The organism is Melioribacter sp. Ez-97 (assembly GCF_051488665.1).
GTDB lineage: Bacteria > Bacteroidota > Ignavibacteria > Ignavibacteriales > Melioribacteraceae > Melioribacter.
Genome location: NZ_JBPSEG010000013.1, coordinates 42,736 through 62,947 on the forward strand (window position 1 = coordinate 42,736; position 20,212 = coordinate 62,947).

Below are 20,212 nucleotides of genomic sequence, written 5' to 3' on the forward strand. Positions count from 1 at the left end.
TTACCCGCGTAAGAAATCTAACGTTGAATTCGTGCGGAACCGCCTTTGGCAAAAGCCCGTACTTCGTCGATTGTCGCCATGGTGGTATCTCCCGGATAAGTAGTAAGCAGAGCGCCGTGAGCCCAGCCGAGTTTAACAGCTTGCTCCGGTTCTTCGCCGTTTAAGAGTCCGTATATAAATCCCGACGCAAAACCGTCGCCGCCGCCGACTCTGTCGTAAACGTCGAGCTGAGCTGTCGGAGCCTGATACGACTGTCCGTTGATCCATGCAACTGCGCTCCAGCTATGGCGATTTGTCGAATGAACTTCTCGCAATGTTGTAGCTACTACCTTAACGTTCGGAAATTTTTTGGTTACGTCTTCAATCATTGCAAGGAAAACCGAAGGGTCTAATTTCGATTTAGCGGTAACTTCCGGTCCCGGAATTCCCAAACCTTTTTGAAGGTCTTCTTCGTTGCCGACTAAAACGTCCACATGTTCGACAATTCGCGAAATAACCTCTGCGGCTTTTTCTTCTCCGCCCCAGATATTCCATAATTTAGCTCTGTAATTTAAATCGAAACTGGTAATTGCGCCTGATTTTTTTGCGGCTTTCATTCCTTCGATAATCAGTTCGCCGGTGGTTTCGGACAAAGCCGCAAAAATTCCGCCGCTGTGGAACCATCGGACTCCTTTTTCAAATATCGCGTCCCAATTTATGTCGCCGGGTTTCAGTAAAGCCGCAGCTTCATTGGAACGATTATAAAAAACTACAGGAGCGCGGGAGCCGAATCCCCTGTCGCTATAGACAGCAGCCATATTGGGACCGTTGACTCCGTTATGTTCGAATTCTTTATAAATTCCTTCAACTCCCATTGCGCGTACGCGTTCGCGAATCAATTCGCCGATGGGATACTTTACCAGAGCGGTAACAACAGCCGTTTTCAATCTGAAACAATCAGCCAGGTTGGCAACAACATTATATTCGCCGCCGCTAACGTGTATTTTGCATTCTGTAGCTTTTCTAAAAGGAATAATTCCTGGATCGAGGCGATGAACCAGCGCTCCCAGTGAAACTAAATCGTATTGTCCTTCTTTTTTGATGTTAAGTCCTGTGCTCATATTAAATCCCTGTATTTAATCGTTCGACAAAATTATGATTACGATTTATTAAACGCCGCTGTAAGCGTTAAATCCGCCGTCAACGGGAATTACAACGCCCGTAACGAATTTGGAAATATCGGAAACAAGATAGAGCAAAGCGCCGACCAGTTCCTCAGGCTCGCCGAAACGACCCATCGGAGTGCCGTTAATTATTTTCTTGCCACGTTCGGTTAATTGTTCGGTTTCTTTGTCGACCAACAAGAACCGGTTCTGATCTGTTAAAAAGAAACCCGGAGCAATTGCATTGACCCGTATGTTGACTTTGGCAAAATGGACAGCCAGCCACTCGGTCAAATTATTTACCGCTGCTTTTGCCGCGGAATAAGCCGGAATTTTTGTCAGCGGTTTATACGAATTCATCGACGATATATTTACTATTACTCCTCCTCTGCCGAGCATATCTTCCGCTAAAATCATAGTCGGCAATACGGTTCCCATAAAATTCAAATCGAATACGTTTCTGAACCCTTCCAGTTCCAGTCCGAAAAAGCTTTTGCCGATATCCTCTAAATCTTTGTCTGTCATAAATTCGAGTTGAGTCGTCGCTTTGGGATGATTGCCTCCGGCGCAATTTACAAGCACGTCAAGCTTGCCGAATTTTTCGTTAATAGTTTTTTTTGCATTCAGAAGCGAATCTTTGTCGAGCACATTTGCCTGAACGCTTATTGCGCTTCCGGGATTTGCGGAATTGATTTTCTCTACGAGCGCGTCGGCTTTTTGTTTATTGGAGTTATAAAAGACGGCGACTTTGGCTCCGGCTTCAGCTAATCCTTCGCAAAAAACCGAACCGATAACGCCTCCGCCTCCCGTTACAGCGCATACTTTTCCTTTAATGTCGTCCATTGAATATTTCATTACCGCTCCTATTTATTTAAAGCTTCGTTAATACTCTTGACCACAAGGCGGGCATTTTCAGTAAGAACGGAATAGTTCTCATTTTTAATAGCTTCTTTGTCGAGTAATGCCGAACCGATTCCGACTGCGCAGGCGCCTGCGTTCAACCATTCGCCGGCATTTGTAAGATTTACACCGCCGGTCGGCATCAGTTTCAAATGCGGCATAGGCGCAAGAATTCCTTTAAAAAATTTCATGCCGAGCACATCAGCCGGGAATACTTTAATTATATCCGCGCCGGCTTCGTATGCAGTTTGAATTTCCGTCGGCGTAAAACAGCCAGGCATTGCCGGCACATCCATTTGATGAGCTTTATCTATAATTTCTTTTTTGAAAACTGGACTCACAACATATTTTGCGCCGGCTTTGATCGCAGCTTCGGCAGTTTCGGCATTAAGCACGGAGCCCACGCCGACAATTATATTTTCGCCGAGCTCGTCGCTCATTTTTTGGATTAATTCAATTGCATTAGGAACCGTCATAGTAATCTCGGCGACGGTTATTCCGCCTTCGGCTATTGCCTCGATAACTTTTTTAAGTTTTTCCGGTTCCTTAATTCTAAGAACGGCTACAGCCTTTCTTTGAAGTATCGATTCTAATATTTTTTTTCTTTCCATTTTACGCGAAACACTCCAGATGTTTTAGAAAGTGCTTTTCGAGAAATTCATAATGCGTTTCTTCGTTTTCAACCAAACATTTCATAATCTTGTCTTTGAACAAGAATTGACCGGAAGCGTCTTTTTCCGTCAGTACTTTTCCGAAAGTAACGTGCAGCACCTGTCTTGCGTCGTTTTGATTGAACAATTCGAGAAGGTCCGCATCGGAATATTGGCTTGCGGATTTAACCTTGTTAATATCGGCCGAAACGTGATAACTTCTCTTTTCGGTTTCGTACAAACCGCGGCAGAAATCGAGAATTTCTCTGAATAACTCCGGCTCTTTAGCCGCCACAACCCGCAATGCTTCCAAATAACTTGTGCCTGCTGTTTTAACGTGAGTATAAGCGCCTTTTAAAGATCCGATTACCCGGTAAGCCGAGAATTTATCGCTTCCGGAGTGGAGACTGATTTTATAGCTTCCGAAATATTTTGTAATATCGAGATGTTTTTCGTACTCAGTTTTGAACACATTCAAATCGCCTTTGTAGTCGATTCCTTTTTCGAAATCGCCAATAAAACGCGGCGCAAGACTTACGTATTTAACGCCGAGACGGTTCAGCTCGTTGGCGAAAAAGAAATGTTCAAACGGCGAGGTTACCGATTCCGTTTCGTCGACAGAGACTTCAATTTCGAAAGAGCCTTTGTCGGCTTTGGATGCAAGATAATCGTACATCTTTTTTATATGAGCAATTGCATTTCCGTATTTGGCATAAGCGCGCAAGAAATCGGTTTCTTTTATTGTAAGCGAAAGTCGTTCCGAGATATTAAAAGTCATATCCACATAACGCTTTGCTGCATCGGCGCTGGTATCCTGCAGTCCGTTCCAGTCGACTTCATTTAATTTCTGTTTTAATTGGTCTTCCGAATAGTTGTCGGCTTCGTTATCGACGTGTTCGCTCGGATCGAATGTAAACATTGTAAAACCCGCACTGAGCATCAAATCAATATCTTCGAAAGTTTTTAGGTGATCGGCGTCCGATCCGAAACCTTCTTTATATCCTTCCTGCATAACAGCCCATACGGCGGCGTCCATAACATCATCAGGAGTTCTGTTGGTTCTGGTCAACTCTCTTATTGACTGTTGAGCGAGAATAGGACGAAAACTGCTCTGTTTAATCGCTCTGATATGACCTGCATTTGCAACTCCGAGTCTGTCGCCGCAGCCGAAAGAATTGCACAGCCCCAACACTACCGGCACTGTGTGCGGGAATATTTTTTGAACTGCTTTTCTGTTCTTTGTGGTTAAATTGCATTTTTTAATAGTCACGTCCTTACCGGGATCGATCAATTCCCCTTCGAATTCATCCAACATTCCGTTTCCTTTGCCTGCGGTAATTACAAAAAGAAATTTGTCAAAATTTTCTTTGCCTATAAAAAAGTAAACATCGTCTTTTTTCAATACCGATAAAGGATAAGCCTTTATTTTTAATGACTCTCCAATAGTGAGGTCTACCAAATCGTTTTTAACAATATTTTTATTTTCCACTTCCTCAAAAAGCTTCTGCATTTCCATGATAACTCCTTGTTATTGTCCGAAATCAAAATAATTTTTAGCGTTGTTATAAGAAATATCTTCGACCATTTTACCGACCAAGTTCAGATCGTTCGGAATGAGTCCAGCCTCGATTTCTCTTCCCAGAATATCGCAGAGAAGCCTTCTGAAATAGTCGTGTCTCGAATAAGAGAGGAAACTGCGTGAATCCGTTAGCATACCGACAAACCTGCTTAAAAGTCCCATATTCGAGAGCGCGTCGATCTGTCGTTCCATTCCGCTTTTTTGATCGAGGAACCACCATGCGCTGCCGTATTGCATTTTGCCCGGAACCGTTCCGTCCTGGAAATTGCCGATCATGGTTGCGAAGAGTTCATTGTCCGCAGGATTGAGATTGTACAGAATTGTCTTGGTTAATTTGTTTTCCGTATCAAGTTTATCCAGATATTTAGCCAAAGGACGAGCCATCTCGAAATCGCCTATCGAATCCCAACCTGTGTCGGGTCCTAATTGACGGAACATTCGTGTATTGTTGTTCCTCAAGGCTCCGAGATGCAATTGCTGCACCCAACCTTTTTCCCAATCCATTACTCCGAATTCGTACATCATTGCGGATTTGAATTTAAGTATTTCTTCTTTATCAAGATTTTCTTTGTTGAGCAGTTTCTTGAAAATCGATTTGATTTCCGATTCCGTATAATCTTCAGCATAAGCCGATTCCAAGCCGTGATCCGAAAGCCGGCAACCGTTTTCATGGAAATAGTCGTGGCGTTTTCGAATGGCATCTAAAAAGGATTCGAAACTGTTGACCGATACACCGGAAGCTTCTTCCAGTTTAGCCAGATATTTCAAAAACTCCTGCGTGTTTTCGACAGCCATTGCTTTATCGGGACGGAATGCGGGCAGCACTTTCGTTCCGAACGGATTTTCTTTAATCTTCTTGTGATACTCCAGAGAATCCACGGGATCGTCGGTTGTGCAAATAATTTCCACATTCCATTGACGTATAATTCCCTGTGTAGAGAACTCGTCCGTCGCCAGGAGTTCGCCCGTTCTGTTCCATATCTCTTCCGCCGTATCGGAATTGAGTAATTTATCGGAAATACCAAACGGCTTTTTGAGCTCCATATGAGTCCAATGATAAAGAGGATTTTTTATAGTATATGGAACAGTTTCCGCCCATTTCATGAATTTTTCTTTGTCGGTCGAATCGCCAGTTATATATTTTTCATCTACGCCGTTTGTACGCATTGCGCGCCATTTATAATGGTCGCCGTTGAGCCACACCTGCGTAATGTTCTCGAACTTTTTGTTCGACGCTATTTCGTCGGGAGGCAAATGGCAATGATAATCGATAATAGGCTGTTTAACGGCGTGTTCATGGTATAAAATTTCCGCGGTTTTATTGCTTAGCAGAAAATTATCTTTGATAAATATGTCTTTCATTTTTAATTCCGTTTTATTTTAAATTTCTACTCTTTCCATTTTTGGCGCAAGGAGATTAAAGATGAACCATGCAATCAAATAAGCCGAACCGCAAACGAGGAACATAACATAGTAACCCGTTTCGATTGTGCCGAGAGCTTTGAAATGGTCGAGCACCCATCCTGCTAAAGTAGCAATCAAAATACCGCCCACTGCTCCTGCCATGCCGCCGATACCGGTAACCGATGCAACGGCTTTTTTGGGGAACATGTCAGACGTAGTCGTAAAAATATTAGCAGACCATGCCTGATGCGCCGAAGCTGCGATACCGACAATAATAATCGCGATCCAGGGAGAATAAACTCCCAATGCCTGCGCCGATACAACGGGCAGAGCCAATAATGCAAACACAAGCATGGCGGTTTTACGGGCTTTATTGACAGTCCAGCCTTTTTCGATAAAGTAACCCGATAACCAGCCGCCGAAAATACTGCCGAATGTTGTCATTGTATAGACAAGAGCAATCGGAAGCGCGAGGTCTGTTTTTGTCATACCGTACTGTTTATTGAGGAACGAAGGGAGCCAGAACAGATAGAACCACCAAACAGGGTCTGTTAAAAACTTACCGATAACAAACGCCCATGTTTGTTTATAAGTCAACAAACTGAGCCATCCTACTTTTTCCTCTTCTTTTTCCTTGGAGACCTGTTCGTCTTTGTCGCTGTGGATATATTCGTATTCTTCTTTCGACAATTTTTTATGTTTGGAAGGAATTTCGTATATCATGAACCAGAAAATCAGCCAGAGCAAACCGATTGCGCCGGTGATAATAAACGCCCACTGCCAGCCCCAGAGAACCGCTATCAACGGAACAGTCAGAGGAGCGAGAATAGCTCCGACATTAGAGCCGGAATTGAACAAACCGGTGGCAAGCGCTCTTTCCTTTTTGGGGAACCATTCGGCTACCGTTTTGATAGCAGCCGGGAAGTTACCGGCTTCGCTCAGTCCGAGGAATCCTCTTGCTACCATAAAGCCTAGTGTGCCTTTAGCAAAAGCGTGAGCGATTGCAGCCAAACTCCAAACAGTGAGCGAAAGCGCGTATCCGATTTTTGTGCCCAATTTATCGATAAGCCAACCCATAAAAAGCATGCCGAGTCCATACATAACCTGGAATGCAACAACTATATTGGCGTAGTCAGTTTCCGTCCAATTGAATGCGGGCTCCAGATAATCGTCTTTAAGAAGACTTATTACCTGTCTGTCGAGATAGTTAATTGTAGTAGCAAAAAAGACGAGCGCCAGTATTGTCCAACGATATTTGCCTACCTTTGCTACAGGACTATTTTGATTAAGTTCTGCTTGCATTACGGCTCCAATTTATTTTTAAATAAACAACGGTTACTTAATCGGTTACTAATTTAGATATTTTTATATTAATTTGCTACAAAAAAAGATAAATCACAATTTTATTCGGAAAAAAATAATGCATAATATTATTAATTATCTAATAAATTTCCTCAATCTAAAGGCAAATTCGCTCCCCTCGCCCGGCTTGCTGATCAGTTCCATCCTCGAATTATGAGCTTCAATTATATGTTTTACGATTGCCAGTCCAAGCCCGGTGCCTCCCAATTCTCGAGAACGGTTTTTGTCGACTCTGTAAAACCGCTCGAATATACGGCGCTGGTCTTCGGGACTTATTCCGATACCCGTATCCCGCACATAAATCCGCGCTTCTTTTTCGTAGTCCTGCAAACCGACTTCCACTTTTCCCTCTTCTGTATACTTAATTGCATTTACTATCAAGTTCGACAATACAAGGCGGATTTTGTCCTTATCGCCGTAAACTTCCGGAATAGGTCTTTTTAATTTTAGTTCCAGATTCAAATTTTTGTTTTCCGCAAACGGCTTAAATTCATTATATAAATTTATAAGAACCGGTTCCAAGTCGAAATAACGGAGATTCATTTTCATCTGTCCGGATTCTATCATAGAAATGTCAATCAAGTCATTCAACAGGTTATTTAGATTATTCAAATGCCGGTTTGCTTTCTGAAGGAAAGTAATATTTACATTCGGATCGTTTACTGCGCCGTCGAGAAGAGTTTCGATAAAACCTTGGATTGCAAAAATGGGAGTTCTCAATTCGTGCGAAACGTTGCCCAAAAACTCCGTTCTTACCTTTTCCATTTTTTTCAAATTTTCGATTACTTCCTTGTTGCTGCGGTACATTTCGCGAATTTCTTCTTCGAGTATTTTCAAACCGCTGCCCAGTTGAATGTCGTAATGATCCATCAGTTGATTGTTCCGGATTTTACGTATAGTTTCCGTAATTGAATTGATTTCTTTTTTTCTTCTCCAGCCGAGATAATTCAATAACCCGAAGTAAGTAATAATTACGAGTCCAAAAACGGCAGTAAGAATAATCGTAGAATGACCGTCAAGAAAATAGAAGAGAATAAAAAAAACGGAATTGTAAATTAAGAGGGGAAGAGCGTAATTCTTTCCGAAGCGCAGATTCTCTTTAATATTTTTCAATGTCTCTGAAACGATAGCCCACCCCCTTGATAGTTTCGATCAGATAAGAGTATTCGCCCAGCTTTTCTCTTATTTTTCTTACATGAACGTCAATTGTTCTTTCAACAACATAAACGTCGCCGCCCCAAATATCTCGCAGTATTCGTTCTCTTTCAAATACTTTTCCGGGCTTTGAAGCAAGATAAGCCAGAATCTCGAATTCCTTTTTCGGGAATACCACTTCCTTTTTATCGACCGTCACAGTGTATTTTGTTTTGTTTATCAAAAGCGGACCGGCGTTTATTTCTTTCGCTTCTTCTTCGCTTTGTTTTAATTGCTCTACTTTGCGAAGATTCGATTTAACGCGCGCTATCAATTTTTTGGGCGATATCGGTTTTTGTATAAAATCGTCCGCTCCGATATTTAAGCCGTATACTTCGTCGATTTCGGACGACTTTGCAGTCAGAAATATGACCGGAGTGTTCTTAAACTCTTCTCTTTTTCTAATTTGTTTGCACGTTTCGTACCCGTCCATCTTCGGCATCATTACGTCGAGAATTATCAGGTCGGGATTCGTTTCTAATTTCTCAATTGCTTCCTGACCGTTATAAGCCGTGGCAACTTCGAAACCTTCATTTTCGAGATTGTACTTCAGAAATTCAATTATGTCCTTTTCGTCGTCGACAAGTAATATTTTTTCGTTCATCTTAAAATTTTATTTCCCTTTTTAGATCAGCCGATTTATAGATTGTATCGAGTAATTTCATTCTTACAACAGCTTCTTCCGAAGTTGAAACTGGAGGCACTTCGCCTCTCAACGAAGCAATAAAATGCTTAATTTCGTTTTCATACGATTTACGGTATAAATTCGAAACGCTCGATTTGGAAAGGCTGTAGTCGAAATAAGTCGATTCGATTTTCTTAAATACCTTCAAAGGGTTTAATTGAGCGGCTCCTTTTGTACCGTGTATGATAAAATTAAAACTGTCGGTATCCGAATAGAGCTCCCAGCTCACTTCAAAGCTAATCGCTTTATTCGGATCGAGTCTCACAATCCCGACAGCCGAGTATTCCACATCCTGATATTTTGTGTTGAATTTATGAACGGCGGAACTTTCAATCTTATCCTGTCCGAACATCCAGACAGCCAGATCGAGCAGCAATATACCGAGGTCGATAACAACTCCACCGCCGGATTTCTTTTTGTCCATAAACCATTTTTGAGCGCTGCTCTTCTTTCTGAGCCAACCGCATTTTATATAAAATATATCGCCAAGTTCGCCGCTGTTAATAATGCTTTTCATCAACATCGAATCGGGTCTGAAACGCAGGTTCATCCCCACCATGGCAAGTTTTTTGTTTTTCTTGGCTGCTCTGTCGATTTCCTGAGCTTCTTTGAAATTGACCGCAATCGGTTTTTCAATCAGCAAATCCAATCCTGAGTTTAAGCAATCGACCGCAATTTGTTTATGAGTATCTGTCGGTGTGGTAATTATAACGGCGTCGAGCTCTTCCTGAGCTATCATTTCGCGATAATCCGTATACCGCTTTGCCGGCGGGATTTTTTCGCCTATCGTTTTAAGTCGGTTTTTATTGACTTCGCATACGGCTTTTAACTCGACATTGCTCAATTTAGTAATTACGGGCAGATGAACAAGCTGAGCGATCGAACCCAATCCTATTATTGCTACTTTTGTTTTATCCATCAGGCGACTACACCGTTTTTGTAATTTTTATTTTTCAGAAACGCCGTTACCTTTTGAGCTATTCCTTCCGGATCGATAGCGAGCATTTGATGAAGTTCTTTTTGTGTGCCGTGTTCAACGAATTCATCCGGCAGTCCTATTCTTAAAACGTCCGCTTTAATGTGATGATCGTTATAAAATTCGATAACGCCGGAGCCGAAACCACCGATTAAACTGTTTTCTTCCAGAGTAACGACCTTATCGAATTTCGTCGCAATTTCGAGAAGCATTTGTTCGTCGAGAGGTTTGATAAAACGCATGTTAATTATTTCGGCTTCGATTCCCTGCTGCGCAAGTATATTTGCCGCTTGAGATGCGTAGTCTACCATCGAGCCGACAGCAAGAAGAGCAACATCGGAGCCGGTTTTAATTCTTTCGGACTTACCTATTTCGATTTCTTCGAAACCTTCTTTCAGTTCAACGCCGAGCGCGTTTCCTCTGGGATACCTGAGCGCTATCGGACCTTTTTTGTAATTAACGGCAGTATAGAGCATATTCCTCAATTCAGCTTCGTCTTTCGGCGCCATTATCACTATATTCGGTACCATTCTCAAATAAGATAAATCGAACGTTCCGTGATGAGTCGGGCCGTCGGCTCCAACCAATCCCGCTCTGTCGAGAGCAAAAACAACGTGCAGATTTTGCAATGCAACGTCGTGAATAATCTGGTCGAAAGCGCGTTGCAAAAACGTCGAATAAATCGCCACAACCGGAATGATACCCTGGGTTGCCAATCCTGCGGCAAACGTAACGGCATGTTCTTCGGCAATTCCTACGTCAAAATATCTTTCCGGCAATTCCGCTTGAAGTTTATCGAGACCGGTACCGTCGGGCATAGCCGCGGTTATACCGACAACTTTATCGTTGCTTTTTGCTATGTCGACCAACGCTTTTCCGAATACGGCGGTATACGACGGCAGCGACGTTCCTTTTTTCAAAGAAATTCCGGTTAATTTGTCGAACGGCGTTGCCGCATGAAGCCGCTGCGAGTGATTTTCGGCGGGTTTGTAACCTTTACCTTTCTCAGTAATAACGTGAACCAGTATCGGTCCGTTTAAGTCTTTTACGTGTTCGAAAAGTCTTATTAATTGAGTAATATTATGGCCGTTAATGGGTCCGAAATATCTGAATCCGAGCGCTTCGAACAACATGCCCGGAGTAAGAACGGCTTTAATGCCCTGCTCGATACGCGCGGCAACTTTTCTGAGCCTGTCCCCGAAATAGTCGAGTTTGCCCGTTAAATCCCAGATAGCGCCTTTGAACCTGTTATATTCGGGATGTGAAATCATTTCGTTAAAATACTTCGAGATTTGCCAGACATTCGGGGCAATCGACATTTGATTGTCATTTAAGACGACAATCAGATTTTTTTTAAGAAGTCCGGAATTATTCATGGCTTCGTAAGCCATACCGCCCGTCATAGCTCCGTCGCCTATAACCACCACGACTTTTCGGTTTTCTTTCAGAATATCGTTGGCGACCGCCATACCGAGAGCTGCCGATATAGAAGTCGAAGCATGACCGGCTCCGAATGCATCGTACGGACTTTCGCTTCGTTTTAAAAATCCACTGATACCTTTGAACTGGCGGATGGTTTTCAATGCGTCTCTTCTGCCCGTAACGATTTTATGCGGATATGCCTGATGTCCCGTATCCCAAACAATTTGATCATAAGGCGTATTGAAAACTTTATGAAGCGCAACGGTCAACTCGACCGTGCCGAGTCCGCCCCCGAAATGACCTCCTATCTGCGAAATTACGTCAACCATATATTGACGGATTTCCGTACAAAGCAGTTTCAGGTCCTGTCCTTCCAGCTTTTTTATATCGTCGGGAGAATTAATATCGAATAACAGTTTGTAATCGTTCTTATTTGGCATTGTATTCCTTTATGAGTCCTTATTAATTTCATCTTCGAATTTCTTTTTTATTTCCGTTATTTTCAGTTCGGCAGTTTTCAGAACGTGATAGCAAGCTTTTGCCAATTCCATGCCCTCTTCGTAGAGCCGGATCGATTCGTCAAGTTGAAGATTTCCTTCTTCGAGTTTACCGGAAATTTCTTCCAGACGCGTTAGCATTTCTTCGAAATTTTTTTCTTTCTTCTTACTCATTTATTATTGTCTCTCCGTCGTAAAAAATTAGATTGAATTTTTCTTTTTTGTCTAAATTTTTCAGTCGAGTTATTACGCGGTCGTTTTGTTTGACAAGCGTAAATCCCCTTTCGAGTATACGATTCGTATCGAATTTTTCCAATTTTACTTTTAACAATTCCAGACGATTTCGCGAGTATTGAATAATGTTATCGAAATTGTTCTGAAATCTGTAGTATAAATTATCGAGGTATTGTTCCTTAGTTCTGATATTATCGATCGGAAGTTTAAATCCGTACGACGACAAAAACGATTCCACGGTTTCTTTGTAATCAAAAATAAGAGAGAATATTTTATCCGTAAAATTATATGAAAATTCGTCAATAAAGGCAAAGATTTCGTTAATATCCGGCGTAGCCAATTCCATTGCCGCAGAAGGAGTAGGAGCTCGAAGGTCTGCGACAAAATCTGAAATCGTAAAATCGATTTCGTGCCCCACTGCGCTTATAACAGGAATACGGGAATCGAAAATAGCCCTGGCTACAATCTCTTCGTTGAAAGCCCATAAATCCTCGAGCGAACCTCCTCCCCGCCCGACAATAATCACGTCGATATCGTCCCTTTGATTCAGCAGTTTAATGCTTTCGACAATCTCCTCGGCAGATCCGGGTCCTTGAACTCTGCATGGAGCAATAACCAGTTCCACAACCGGATAACGCCTTTTGGCAACGCTTTGCATGTCCTTAAACGCCGCTCCGTCGATTGCCGTTACAATACCGATTTTTTCCGGAAATTGGGGAATCGGCTTTTTGTATTCCGCGTCAAAAAGTCCTTCGGCGGCAAGCTTTTGTTTCAATTTTTCGAAAGCTGCCTGAAGTTCGCCAACGCCTGCAGGTTTCATCGAACGAACATCGATTTGATAATTTCCGCGCGGAGGATAAACCGTCAATCTTCCTTTTACAATAACTTTCATTCCGTCTTCCGGCGAAAAGAAAACGTAACTGTTGACTCCCCGCCACATTGTGCAACTTATCTGCGCGTTGGCGTCTTTAAGCGTAAAGTACCAGTGACCCGATACGTGCGCTTTGAAATTGGAAATTTCGCCGACTACCGAAATTTCGGCAAAATTTTCTTCGAGAAGATTTTTTATCTGACCGGTTATTTCACTTACGGTTAATATATTGTTATCGAAATTAAATTCGCCGTCCTGCATTTTTATCTTAAAAATTAATTGAAAAAAAGTTAGAATAAATTCCTACCGAATATTCATTAAACCGATAATTCCCGCCGGAAATTCCATTCGAGTAACGATATCTTGCGTAAAATGTAAATACGTTTTCGATTTTGAACAGACCGAGCGACAATTCAGGACTGTAACCGTAGGATCCTTTGAAATCGTTAAAATAAGAGATGCCCAGGGATATATACTCGATTGCCGGCAGCTGGATTATCTGTTTATATCCTACGCGAATAAAATCCCGACTCAAATCAGGATTGCCCTTGTTAAATACGTATGTATACTCGACTCCGACATAACCGAGCGGATAATTGTAGCCGCCCGAGTAAAACGAAAACAGCGGAATTTCTTTTGACAGTCCGAAATAATCTTTTTCGTTATATCTGATATAAACCGGCGAAGGCAATCCGAATATTACGCCTCCGAAACAACAAACCTGCAGCAGATTGAGATTACGGTCTTTCATTACAATATTATGCGGGAATTCCGCTTCGTACGGCGGGCTCTGAATTTTATTCCCGTTTCTGTCTGTTATTTCAATTCTGTAGCGGAGATACTTGCCGTTAGTTTTTAATTCGGTTACGTCTTTTTCGAATTTGTGATCGACCTCTGGCTTCTTCGAAATAATAAACTCACCCGTATTTTCAATTATAACCTTCGAGATGACGCTGTCGGTTGTAAAAAAAGTCAGGTTAAAAACGTAAGGAGCTTCCGGGCTGATGTAAGAATCGATGATGTAAATCTCAATATCTTCTTGTCCCTGAGCCAATAAAAGACCCGCGGGAGAAAACGAAAATAAAACTATAAGTAAACCGGTCAGAAACTTGTTCATGTCCTTAAAAAAATTGTCCGTTAAAAATACGCTTTTTTGGAATAACTTTTTGGTAATCCGCACGGATACTACTACGAAAAAATAGCTATATTTAGGATTGGAAATAAAAAATACGGATATAAAAATGAAAATACTTGTCTCAAACGACGACGGAATCGACTCGGCGGGGATTGCCGCTCTGGCTGAAGAGCTTAAGAAAATCGGAGATGTAACGGTAGTCGCGCCGAGGACAGAACAAAGCGCTGTCGGACACGCAATTACCATGAAAATTCCTCTGCGAGTAACAGAATATTATAAGAACGGCGATTTTTTCGGTTATGCGGTTGAAGGAACTCCTGCCGACTGCATCAAGATGGGCATTCGAAATATAATGAAGACAAAGCCCGATATCGTAATATCAGGAATCAATCACGGATCGAATACGGCGATTAATATAATTTATTCCGGAACGGTTTCTGCCGCACGAGAAGCGGCAATCATGGATGTGCCCGCTATTGCAATTTCGGTAACAAGTCACGAAGCGACCGATTTTTCGTATGCCGCCAAAGCGGCTTCATTGCTGGCGCAAACTGTAGTAAAAAACGGTTTGCCCGCAGGAACACTATTGAATGTAAACGTGCCGGATTTACCCGAGAACGAAATAAAGGGGATGAAACTTACCCGTCAGGGAAAATCCAAATGGGACGATATCTACGAAGAAAGAATCGATCCCTACGGCAAAAAATATTTCTGGCTTACCGGAAAATTAATCGAAGCCGACACAGATTTGGAAACAGATCAATTTGCAATCCGGAATAACTATGTTTCCGTTACGCCTATACATTTTGACCTGACCGATTACGACACTTTCGAAGACATGAAAAAGTGGAATATCGAGAACCTATCGATCGACAATTGACATGAACTTAAAAAGTATCGACATCACATTCGACTTCGAACCTTTCATCGCTCTGACTGCCCTGATACTGTTGATACTTTTTGCATTTTATACATATAAATACACGCTCCCGCCGTCGGGTAAATTTACAAGATATTTTCTTGCTTCGGTAAGAAGCGCAATCTTTATTTTGCTCGTTCTTCTATTAATCGATCCTGCAATAAAAGTTACTTATCAAAAAATAAACAAACCGTCGATAAAAGTGTTCGTCGATAATTCCAATTCGATGACAATGCCCGACAGCGCCGCAAACGTAAAAACAGTCCGCGATATAATTGAAAAAATCACGGACAGAATCGGAGCTTCGGCGCAACTTTATACGTTCGGAGAAAGAATAAAACCGTTGAATGCCGATTCTCTCGAGGCAATAGATTTTTCGGAATACACAACGGATTTTAAGCCGATAACGTCAAACCTCGATATCGATTCGACTGCGGCTTCCGTAATAATTAGCGACGGAATAATAACCGCCGGAACAGACAACATAAAATCGGAATCCGTTCCTCTTTTTACCGTAGGCATAGGCGATTCGGCAGCGCGCCCGGATATTTATATCGAAAACATTTATTATAACAATATCATTTACTCCGGAACGGAAACCGAAGCCGAAGCAATCGTAAGAAACAATAACGCAGCCGGCGTTTCAAAAGTCGTAGAGTTTTATATCGACAATGTTCCGGCGTCCCGTAAACAGATCGAGACGGATAACTCGGGAATCAACAGAGTTAAATTCGCTTTTACTCCCGCCGCTCCCGGTAAACATAAAATTACGATAAACGTTCCGCCCGAAGAAAACGAATTCAATAAAAACAATAATACGAAAACCGCATTCATCGACGTTCTCAAGAACAAGACGAAGATTTTTTTAGTAGCCGGCAAACCTTCGTCCGATTTTACAATCTTAAATCTGGTTCTGAACGGCAACGAGAATTTTGAAACGAAAAAAATAGTTTTCGTATCGCCCCGGAAAATTTACGGTTCGGAGAATATCTCCAAAATCGACAGCAGCGAACTTTTCATTCTTATTGACTTTCCTTTGAAATCGACACCTGAAAATTTTGTAAAGCAGGTTTATGAAACAATAAAGAAAAAGAACGTTCCCTTTTTGCAATTCATTACTACGAACACGGACATTACAATACTGAACAAATATCCGTATATAATGCCTTTTAAAGCGGAGAAATTGGATCCCGAGAAACTTGAGATAAACGCATTAAACAATAATTCTTTTTTCTTCGATTGGGACGAACTTCAATCTTTACCGCCGTTGATAACGAACGGGAATCTCTACCGGTTATCGCCGGATACGGAAACGCACCTTACATATTCGCTCAAGAACAAATCGTTCCCATTGTTTATTACGCGTTCAACATCGGGCGGCAAGAGCGCTTTCTTTCTTGCAGAAGGAATTTGGAGATGGCATCTTACTATTGCGGAACGTTCAAATGTTTTATTGCCGGGATTTATAAACAAACTTGTCAAGTGGCTGACGGCGGATAATTCTAAAAAACTTTTCAAGGTAATACCGCAAAAAGAATTGTTCTCTTCGGTTGAAGAAGTCGATTTCGTTGCCGAATTATACGATCCGACATTTATACCGGTCAATAACGCAAACATTAAAATGGAAATAAAGTCGGGGAACAGAATATCGGAATTTCAATTTCTTCCCGTTCAAAACGGCATTTATTCGGCAAAGGTTTCCGGACTCAATCCGGGTGATTATAAATTTACGGCTGACGCGGCATATGACAATATTACATTGTCAGACTCAGGACGCTTTACGGTAGTCAACGCCAATCCCGAAAAAATAACTACTCGAATGAACGCAGAACTGCTCAAGAGGATAGCTTACAATTCCCGCGGCAAGTATTATTCCCCCGAAAAGATTTCGGAATTACCGGATGAACTCGGCAAATTAATCGAGAATCACAAAAGCGAAGAACTGATTACCGACACCGTTGATTTAAAGTCGAATTACGTTGTCGTTTTATTGCTGATATTTTTATTCTCGATCGAATGGTTTTTGCGAAAAAGAATCGGTATGTTATAGTATAATTTGCCGGTTTATAAGAGGGCAAATTGATGCTCAAAAATTATATCGATTTTCTGCTTCCCCGATTTTGTTTGCACTGCAATATTAAACTGAACGCCGGCGAGGACTATCTTTGCAACGGTTGCGCGGAGTCTTTACGTAGAGCGGATAAACCATCTTCATACCGCCTTAAGAGAAACAAATCCTTATGCGACTTCCGCTCGCTCTATCTTTTCGAAAAAGAGACTCCAGTTCAATCCCTGATTCATAATTTGAAATACAACGGTAATTTCCGTATCGGAATTTATCTCGGCAGGCTATTAGGAAATGAATACAAAAATTTATTTCTCAATGAATGGAATATTGAAGGCATCGCGCCTGTGCCGCTCTATCATGCAAAACAAGCGGAACGCGGATACAATCAATCGTATTATATTGCAAAAGGAATTCACATCGCAACAAAAATAAAAATAATCGGAGCGCTAAGGCGAATCCGATACACGCAATCACAAACGGAATTAACTCTATCGGAACGGATGTTGAACGTTCGCGGCGCGTTTGAAATTAAACGTTTTAAGAAAGTCGACGGTAAAAAATTACTGCTCGTCGACGACGTCATCACGACAGGTTCAACGGTCGACGAGTGCGCCGCTGTTTTGCTTAAAGCGGGAGCTGCCGATATTTATGCCGCTTCTGTTGCAATTGCCGTATAACGATTACATTCTGTCGGGCGCGGAAACGCCGAGCAATGACAATCCGTTTTTAATTACTGTTTTTGTAGCGACGATCAGAGCGATTCGAGCTTCGGCTAAATCTTTCGGACTTCCGATAACCCTGCAAACAGTATAGAATTTATGAAAGAGCGCTGCGAGTTCTTCCAGATAAACGCAGATTCTGTGCGGCTCATAATTTTCCGCGCTCAGCATCACTTCGTCCGGATACTGATACAATTTTTTGAGCAAACGTTGTTCTTCGTCGGTTTCAAGCAGATGAAGATTTTCAGTCGACATTTCGAGCCCTTCATCGCGAGTCATCCTAAGAATTGAAGAAATTCGGGCGTGGGCGTATTGCAGATAAAAAACGGGATTTTCGTCTGATTGCTTTTTTGCAAGATCGATATCAAAATTAAGATGGCTCGTTATGCTTCTCATATTGAAAAAGTATCTTACCACGTCGGAGCCCACTTCGTCAATCAATTCATCGAGAGTAATATAATTAGCTTTACGCGTGGACATTTTTACAATTTCGCCGCCCTGCATAATCGTAACGAACTGATGAATCAGAACTTTTATTTTGTCCGTATCGTATCCCAAAGCTTTTAGAGCAGCCATTACGTCGGGATAAGTGGCATTGTGGTCGGAGCCGAACAAATCCACAATCAAATCGTATCCGCGCTCAAATTTTGTGATATGATAAGCAATGTCCGGAAGCCTGTACGTAGGCTCGCCTGTCGATTTGACTATTACTTTGTCCTGCTCGTTGCCCAGCTCGGAAAATTTGAACCAGACCGCGCCGTCTTTTTCATACGAAAGTCCTTTTCGATTAAACAAATCGAGCAAGTCTTTAATTCTTCCTTCTTCATAAAGACTGTGTTCGTTGTAATAATTGTCGAAAACGATATTGAGGCGTTTCAGAGTTTGATTAATTTCAACGAAAATTTCTTTTTCGGCTCTTTCTTTGAATATACCTTCCGCGCTTTCGTTTTTTAATTTGTCCCCGTACTCATCGTACAATTTTCTTGCAATCTCTTTTATATATTCACCCTGATAATACTCTTCGGGGAATTCAACTTTTTCGCCGAGCAGTTCCAGATACCGCAGTCGTACCGAATCGCCGAGCACGCGCATTTGTCTGCCGGCATTGTTGAAATAATATTCCCTGTCGACCTGATAACCGATTGCGTTGAGAAGATTCGCAACCGTATCCCCCGTAACCGCATTGCGTCCGTGCCCAACGGTCAAAGGACCTGTCGGATTTGCCGATACGAATTCGACCTGAGCTCTTTTGCCTTTATATTTATCCGACTTTCCGTAAGACCCGCCCGCTTCGATAACAGTTTTTACAAGATTACTGATATAGTTTTTTGCGAAGAAGAAATTGATAAAACCTGCGCCTGCGATTTCGGTCTTTTCAATTACGCTCTTATCTACTTCCAGAGCTGACAAAATTTCTGCTGCTATTTCCCTCGGATTCTTTTTAAGTTTTCTGGAAAGGAGCATTGCAATATTCGTCGAAAAATCGCCGTGACTTTCCTGTTGAGGCACTGTAAAAATTATATTAACGTCTTTTAAATATTCGAGCTTCCGAGCCGCTTTGTCGAATAACGAGTAAAGGTAGTTTCTCAATTTTTCTTCTCCTTAATTTTTTTTGCGGACGGTTTCGATTCCGGGATAATCGCCGGGGCGTCTCCCCACAATTTCTCGAGTCCGTAATAATCTCGCACGTCGTATTTGAAAACATGCACAATTACGTCGAAGTAGTCGAGTATAACCCACCTCAACGTTTCGTATCCTTCCCTGTGCAAACATTTAATGCCCTGTTCGGATAGCTTTTTGTCGATTTCGTCCGCAATTGCTTTAACCTGTTTGTCGGCTTCGGCGGAACATATAACGAAGAAATCCGCTATTCCCGATAACTTTCTCAAGTCGAGAATTTTAATGTCGTAACCTTTTTTCGATTCTATAATGGAAGCAATCTTTTTCGAAAACGTAAGCGAATTCACATTTACCTCTTTGTTTCTGTTGGTTTTAATGAATAATAATCGCGTCCGATTATTATCGATACATCGAGAAAATAATCTTCATTCAGCTGCTGTATTATATTTCCTTTTTTGACTCCGAGCGCGTCGGCGACTTTCAGTGCATTGGCTTTATTTCCGATGCGATCGATTACTATCGTTTCGTCGATGTCGAATCGAATATAATTGTCCACGTTGACAACGTCGAATCCGTTGTTCCTGAGATAATCTGTAAATCTTTCCCCTACTCCCGATATGCCGCACCCGTTCAGCACTTCCACCTGAATAATTTCCGAAGGCTCTCCTGTTGCCGCGCTTGAATTAAATCCGTCTCCGCCTTTGTGAATCTTAACGTAGATCGAATAAATCATCAGTATGATTATCGCAATCAGAAGAAAGTTGGCTATGTTCAGAAACAGATTCTTTACCGAAGATACCGTATTTTCTTTTTTTCCCGGCAATTTATTATTCTT

The 20,212-nt window shown here is 41.9% G+C and carries 19 protein-coding genes; 3 read left to right on the forward strand and 16 right to left on the reverse strand.

Annotation, left to right across the window (positions count from 1 at the left end; all coding sequences use genetic code 11):
• Window positions 1-17 precede the first annotated feature (17 nt).
• The 13 genes from ACSSWA_RS12800 to ACSSWA_RS12860 all read right to left on the reverse strand — a co-directional run bounded on the left by ACSSWA_RS12800 (window position 18) and on the right by ACSSWA_RS12860 (window position 14,033).
• Window positions 18-1,100, reverse strand: a complete 1,083-nt coding sequence (locus ACSSWA_RS12800) for a PfkB family carbohydrate kinase (RefSeq protein ID WP_437356945.1) — start codon at window positions 1,098-1,100, stop codon at window positions 18-20.
• Between the two features lie 48 nt (window positions 1,101-1,148).
• On the reverse strand, window positions 1,149-1,997 hold the full coding sequence (locus ACSSWA_RS12805) for an SDR family oxidoreductase (RefSeq protein WP_437356946.1): 849 nt from the start codon (window positions 1,995-1,997) through the stop codon (window positions 1,149-1,151).
• A gap of 8 nt (window positions 1,998-2,005) precedes the next feature.
• Window positions 2,006-2,653 (reverse strand): bifunctional 4-hydroxy-2-oxoglutarate aldolase/2-dehydro-3-deoxy-phosphogluconate aldolase, encoded by a 648-nt coding sequence (locus ACSSWA_RS12810; protein ID WP_437356947.1) that lies wholly within the window; start codon window positions 2,651-2,653, stop codon window positions 2,006-2,008.
• A 1-nt stretch (window position 2,654) separates the two neighbouring features.
• Window positions 2,655-4,208, reverse strand: a complete 1,554-nt coding sequence (locus ACSSWA_RS12815) for a tagaturonate epimerase family protein (protein WP_437356948.1) — start codon at window positions 4,206-4,208, stop codon at window positions 2,655-2,657.
• A gap of 12 nt (window positions 4,209-4,220) precedes the next feature.
• Window positions 4,221-5,633, reverse strand: a complete 1,413-nt coding sequence (gene uxaC, locus ACSSWA_RS12820) for a glucuronate isomerase (RefSeq protein ID WP_437356949.1) — start codon at window positions 5,631-5,633, stop codon at window positions 4,221-4,223.
• Between the two features lie 18 nt (window positions 5,634-5,651).
• A complete protein-coding gene (locus ACSSWA_RS12825) occupies window positions 5,652-6,977 on the reverse strand; it encodes an MFS transporter (RefSeq protein WP_437356950.1) in 1,326 nt (441 codons plus the stop codon).
• Window positions 6,978-7,112: 135 nt separating this feature from the next.
• Window positions 7,113-8,150: a sensor histidine kinase gene (locus tag ACSSWA_RS12830; RefSeq protein ID WP_437356951.1), complete on the reverse strand. Its 1,038-nt coding sequence runs from the start codon at window positions 8,148-8,150 to the stop codon at window positions 7,113-7,115.
• Window positions 8,137-8,835: a response regulator transcription factor gene (locus tag ACSSWA_RS12835; protein ID WP_437356952.1), complete on the reverse strand. Its 699-nt coding sequence runs from the start codon at window positions 8,833-8,835 to the stop codon at window positions 8,137-8,139. The genes ACSSWA_RS12830 and ACSSWA_RS12835 overlap by 14 nt, the downstream gene beginning before the upstream one ends.
• Window position 8,836: 1 nt before the next feature.
• Entirely contained in the window at window positions 8,837-9,835 is a 999-nt protein-coding gene (locus tag ACSSWA_RS12840; protein ID WP_437356953.1) for a Gfo/Idh/MocA family protein, read from the reverse strand.
• Window positions 9,835-11,754 carry a 1-deoxy-D-xylulose-5-phosphate synthase gene (gene dxs, locus ACSSWA_RS12845; RefSeq protein WP_437356954.1) on the reverse strand — a complete coding sequence of 640 codons (1,920 nt, stop codon included), beginning with the start codon at window positions 11,752-11,754 and terminating at the stop codon, window positions 9,835-9,837. The genes ACSSWA_RS12840 and dxs overlap by 1 nt, the downstream gene beginning before the upstream one ends.
• 9 nt (window positions 11,755-11,763) lie before the next feature.
• On the reverse strand, window positions 11,764-11,985 hold the full coding sequence (gene xseB, locus ACSSWA_RS12850) for an exodeoxyribonuclease VII small subunit (protein WP_437356955.1): 222 nt from the start codon (window positions 11,983-11,985) through the stop codon (window positions 11,764-11,766).
• Window positions 11,978-13,177, reverse strand: a complete 1,200-nt coding sequence (xseA, locus tag ACSSWA_RS12855; RefSeq protein WP_437356956.1) for an exodeoxyribonuclease VII large subunit — start codon at window positions 13,175-13,177, stop codon at window positions 11,978-11,980. Before xseA ends, xseB begins: the two co-directional genes overlap by 8 nt.
• Window positions 13,178-13,184: 7 nt before the next feature.
• Window positions 13,185-14,033 (reverse strand): hypothetical protein, encoded by an 849-nt coding sequence (locus ACSSWA_RS12860; protein WP_437356957.1) that lies wholly within the window; start codon window positions 14,031-14,033, stop codon window positions 13,185-13,187.
• A gap of 124 nt (window positions 14,034-14,157) precedes the next feature.
• Between ACSSWA_RS12860 and surE the strand changes: the two genes are divergently transcribed.
• The 3 genes from surE to ACSSWA_RS12875 are packed head-to-tail and all read left to right on the forward strand — an operon-like array spanning window position 14,158 to window position 17,715.
• On the forward strand, window positions 14,158-14,931 hold the full coding sequence (gene surE, locus ACSSWA_RS12865; RefSeq protein WP_437356958.1) for a 5'/3'-nucleotidase SurE: 774 nt from the start codon (window positions 14,158-14,160) through the stop codon (window positions 14,929-14,931).
• 1 nt (window position 14,932) lies between these two features.
• Complete coding sequence (locus tag ACSSWA_RS12870) at window positions 14,933-17,020, forward strand: hypothetical protein (RefSeq protein WP_437356959.1); 2,088 nt, start codon at window positions 14,933-14,935, stop codon at window positions 17,018-17,020.
• A gap of 32 nt (window positions 17,021-17,052) precedes the next feature.
• Window positions 17,053-17,715, forward strand: a complete 663-nt coding sequence (locus ACSSWA_RS12875; RefSeq protein ID WP_437357000.1) for a ComF family protein — start codon at window positions 17,053-17,055, stop codon at window positions 17,713-17,715.
• Window positions 17,716-17,718: 3 nt separating this feature from the next.
• Here ACSSWA_RS12875 and argS read toward each other — a convergent pair whose 3' ends face one another.
• Genes argS through ACSSWA_RS12890 form a run of 3 tightly spaced genes read right to left on the reverse strand, consistent with a single transcriptional unit; the run spans window position 17,719 to window position 20,200 of the window.
• Window positions 17,719-19,347 (reverse strand): arginine--tRNA ligase, encoded by a 1,629-nt coding sequence (argS, locus tag ACSSWA_RS12880; RefSeq protein WP_437356960.1) that lies wholly within the window; start codon window positions 19,345-19,347, stop codon window positions 17,719-17,721.
• Window positions 19,344-19,724, reverse strand: a complete 381-nt coding sequence (rsfS, locus tag ACSSWA_RS12885; protein ID WP_437356961.1) for a ribosome silencing factor — start codon at window positions 19,722-19,724, stop codon at window positions 19,344-19,346. Before rsfS ends, argS begins: the two co-directional genes overlap by 4 nt.
• Window positions 19,725-19,726: 2 nt before the next feature.
• Window positions 19,727-20,200, reverse strand: coding sequence for a LytR C-terminal domain-containing protein (locus tag ACSSWA_RS12890; protein ID WP_437356962.1), 474 nt, complete (start codon window positions 20,198-20,200; stop codon window positions 19,727-19,729).
• Window positions 20,201-20,212 lie beyond the last annotated feature (12 nt).

What these genes read in the sequence shown, in the direction of transcription:
- ACSSWA_RS12815 (WP_437356948.1), bottom strand. Translation starts at nt 4,208, where the DNA reads ATGGAAATGCAGAAGCTTTTTGAGGAAGTGGAAAATAAAAATATTGTT.
- ACSSWA_RS12835 (WP_437356952.1), bottom strand. Translation starts at nt 8,835, where the DNA reads ATGAACGAAAAAATATTACTTGTCGACGACGAAAAGGACATAATTGAA.
- dxs (WP_437356954.1), bottom strand. Translation starts at nt 11,754, where the DNA reads ATGCCAAATAAGAACGATTACAAACTGTTATTCGATATTAATTCTCCC.
- ACSSWA_RS12860 (WP_437356957.1), bottom strand. Translation starts at nt 14,033, where the DNA reads ATGAACAAGTTTCTGACCGGTTTACTTATAGTTTTATTTTCGTTTTCT.
- ACSSWA_RS12800 (WP_437356945.1), bottom strand. Translation starts at nt 1,100, where the DNA reads ATGAGCACAGGACTTAACATCAAAAAAGAAGGACAATACGATTTAGTT.
- ACSSWA_RS12875 (WP_437357000.1), top strand. Translation starts at nt 17,053, where the DNA reads ATGCTCAAAAATTATATCGATTTTCTGCTTCCCCGATTTTGTTTGCAC.
- xseA (WP_437356956.1), bottom strand. Translation starts at nt 13,177, where the DNA reads ATGCAGGACGGCGAATTTAATTTCGATAACAATATATTAACCGTAAGT.
- ACSSWA_RS12805 (WP_437356946.1), bottom strand. Translation starts at nt 1,997, where the DNA reads ATGAAATATTCAATGGACGACATTAAAGGAAAAGTATGCGCTGTAACG.
- surE (WP_437356958.1), top strand. Translation starts at nt 14,158, where the DNA reads ATGAAAATACTTGTCTCAAACGACGACGGAATCGACTCGGCGGGGATT.
- xseB (WP_437356955.1), bottom strand. Translation starts at nt 11,985, where the DNA reads ATGAGTAAGAAGAAAGAAAAAAATTTCGAAGAAATGCTAACGCGTCTG.
- uxaC (WP_437356949.1), bottom strand. Translation starts at nt 5,633, where the DNA reads ATGAAAGACATATTTATCAAAGATAATTTTCTGCTAAGCAATAAAACC.
- ACSSWA_RS12810 (WP_437356947.1), bottom strand. Translation starts at nt 2,653, where the DNA reads ATGGAAAGAAAAAAAATATTAGAATCGATACTTCAAAGAAAGGCTGTA.
- ACSSWA_RS12870 (WP_437356959.1), top strand. Translation starts at nt 14,933, where the DNA reads ATGAACTTAAAAAGTATCGACATCACATTCGACTTCGAACCTTTCATC.
- ACSSWA_RS12825 (WP_437356950.1), bottom strand. Translation starts at nt 6,977, where the DNA reads ATGCAAGCAGAACTTAATCAAAATAGTCCTGTAGCAAAGGTAGGCAAA.
- ACSSWA_RS12840 (WP_437356953.1), bottom strand. Translation starts at nt 9,835, where the DNA reads ATGGATAAAACAAAAGTAGCAATAATAGGATTGGGTTCGATCGCTCAG.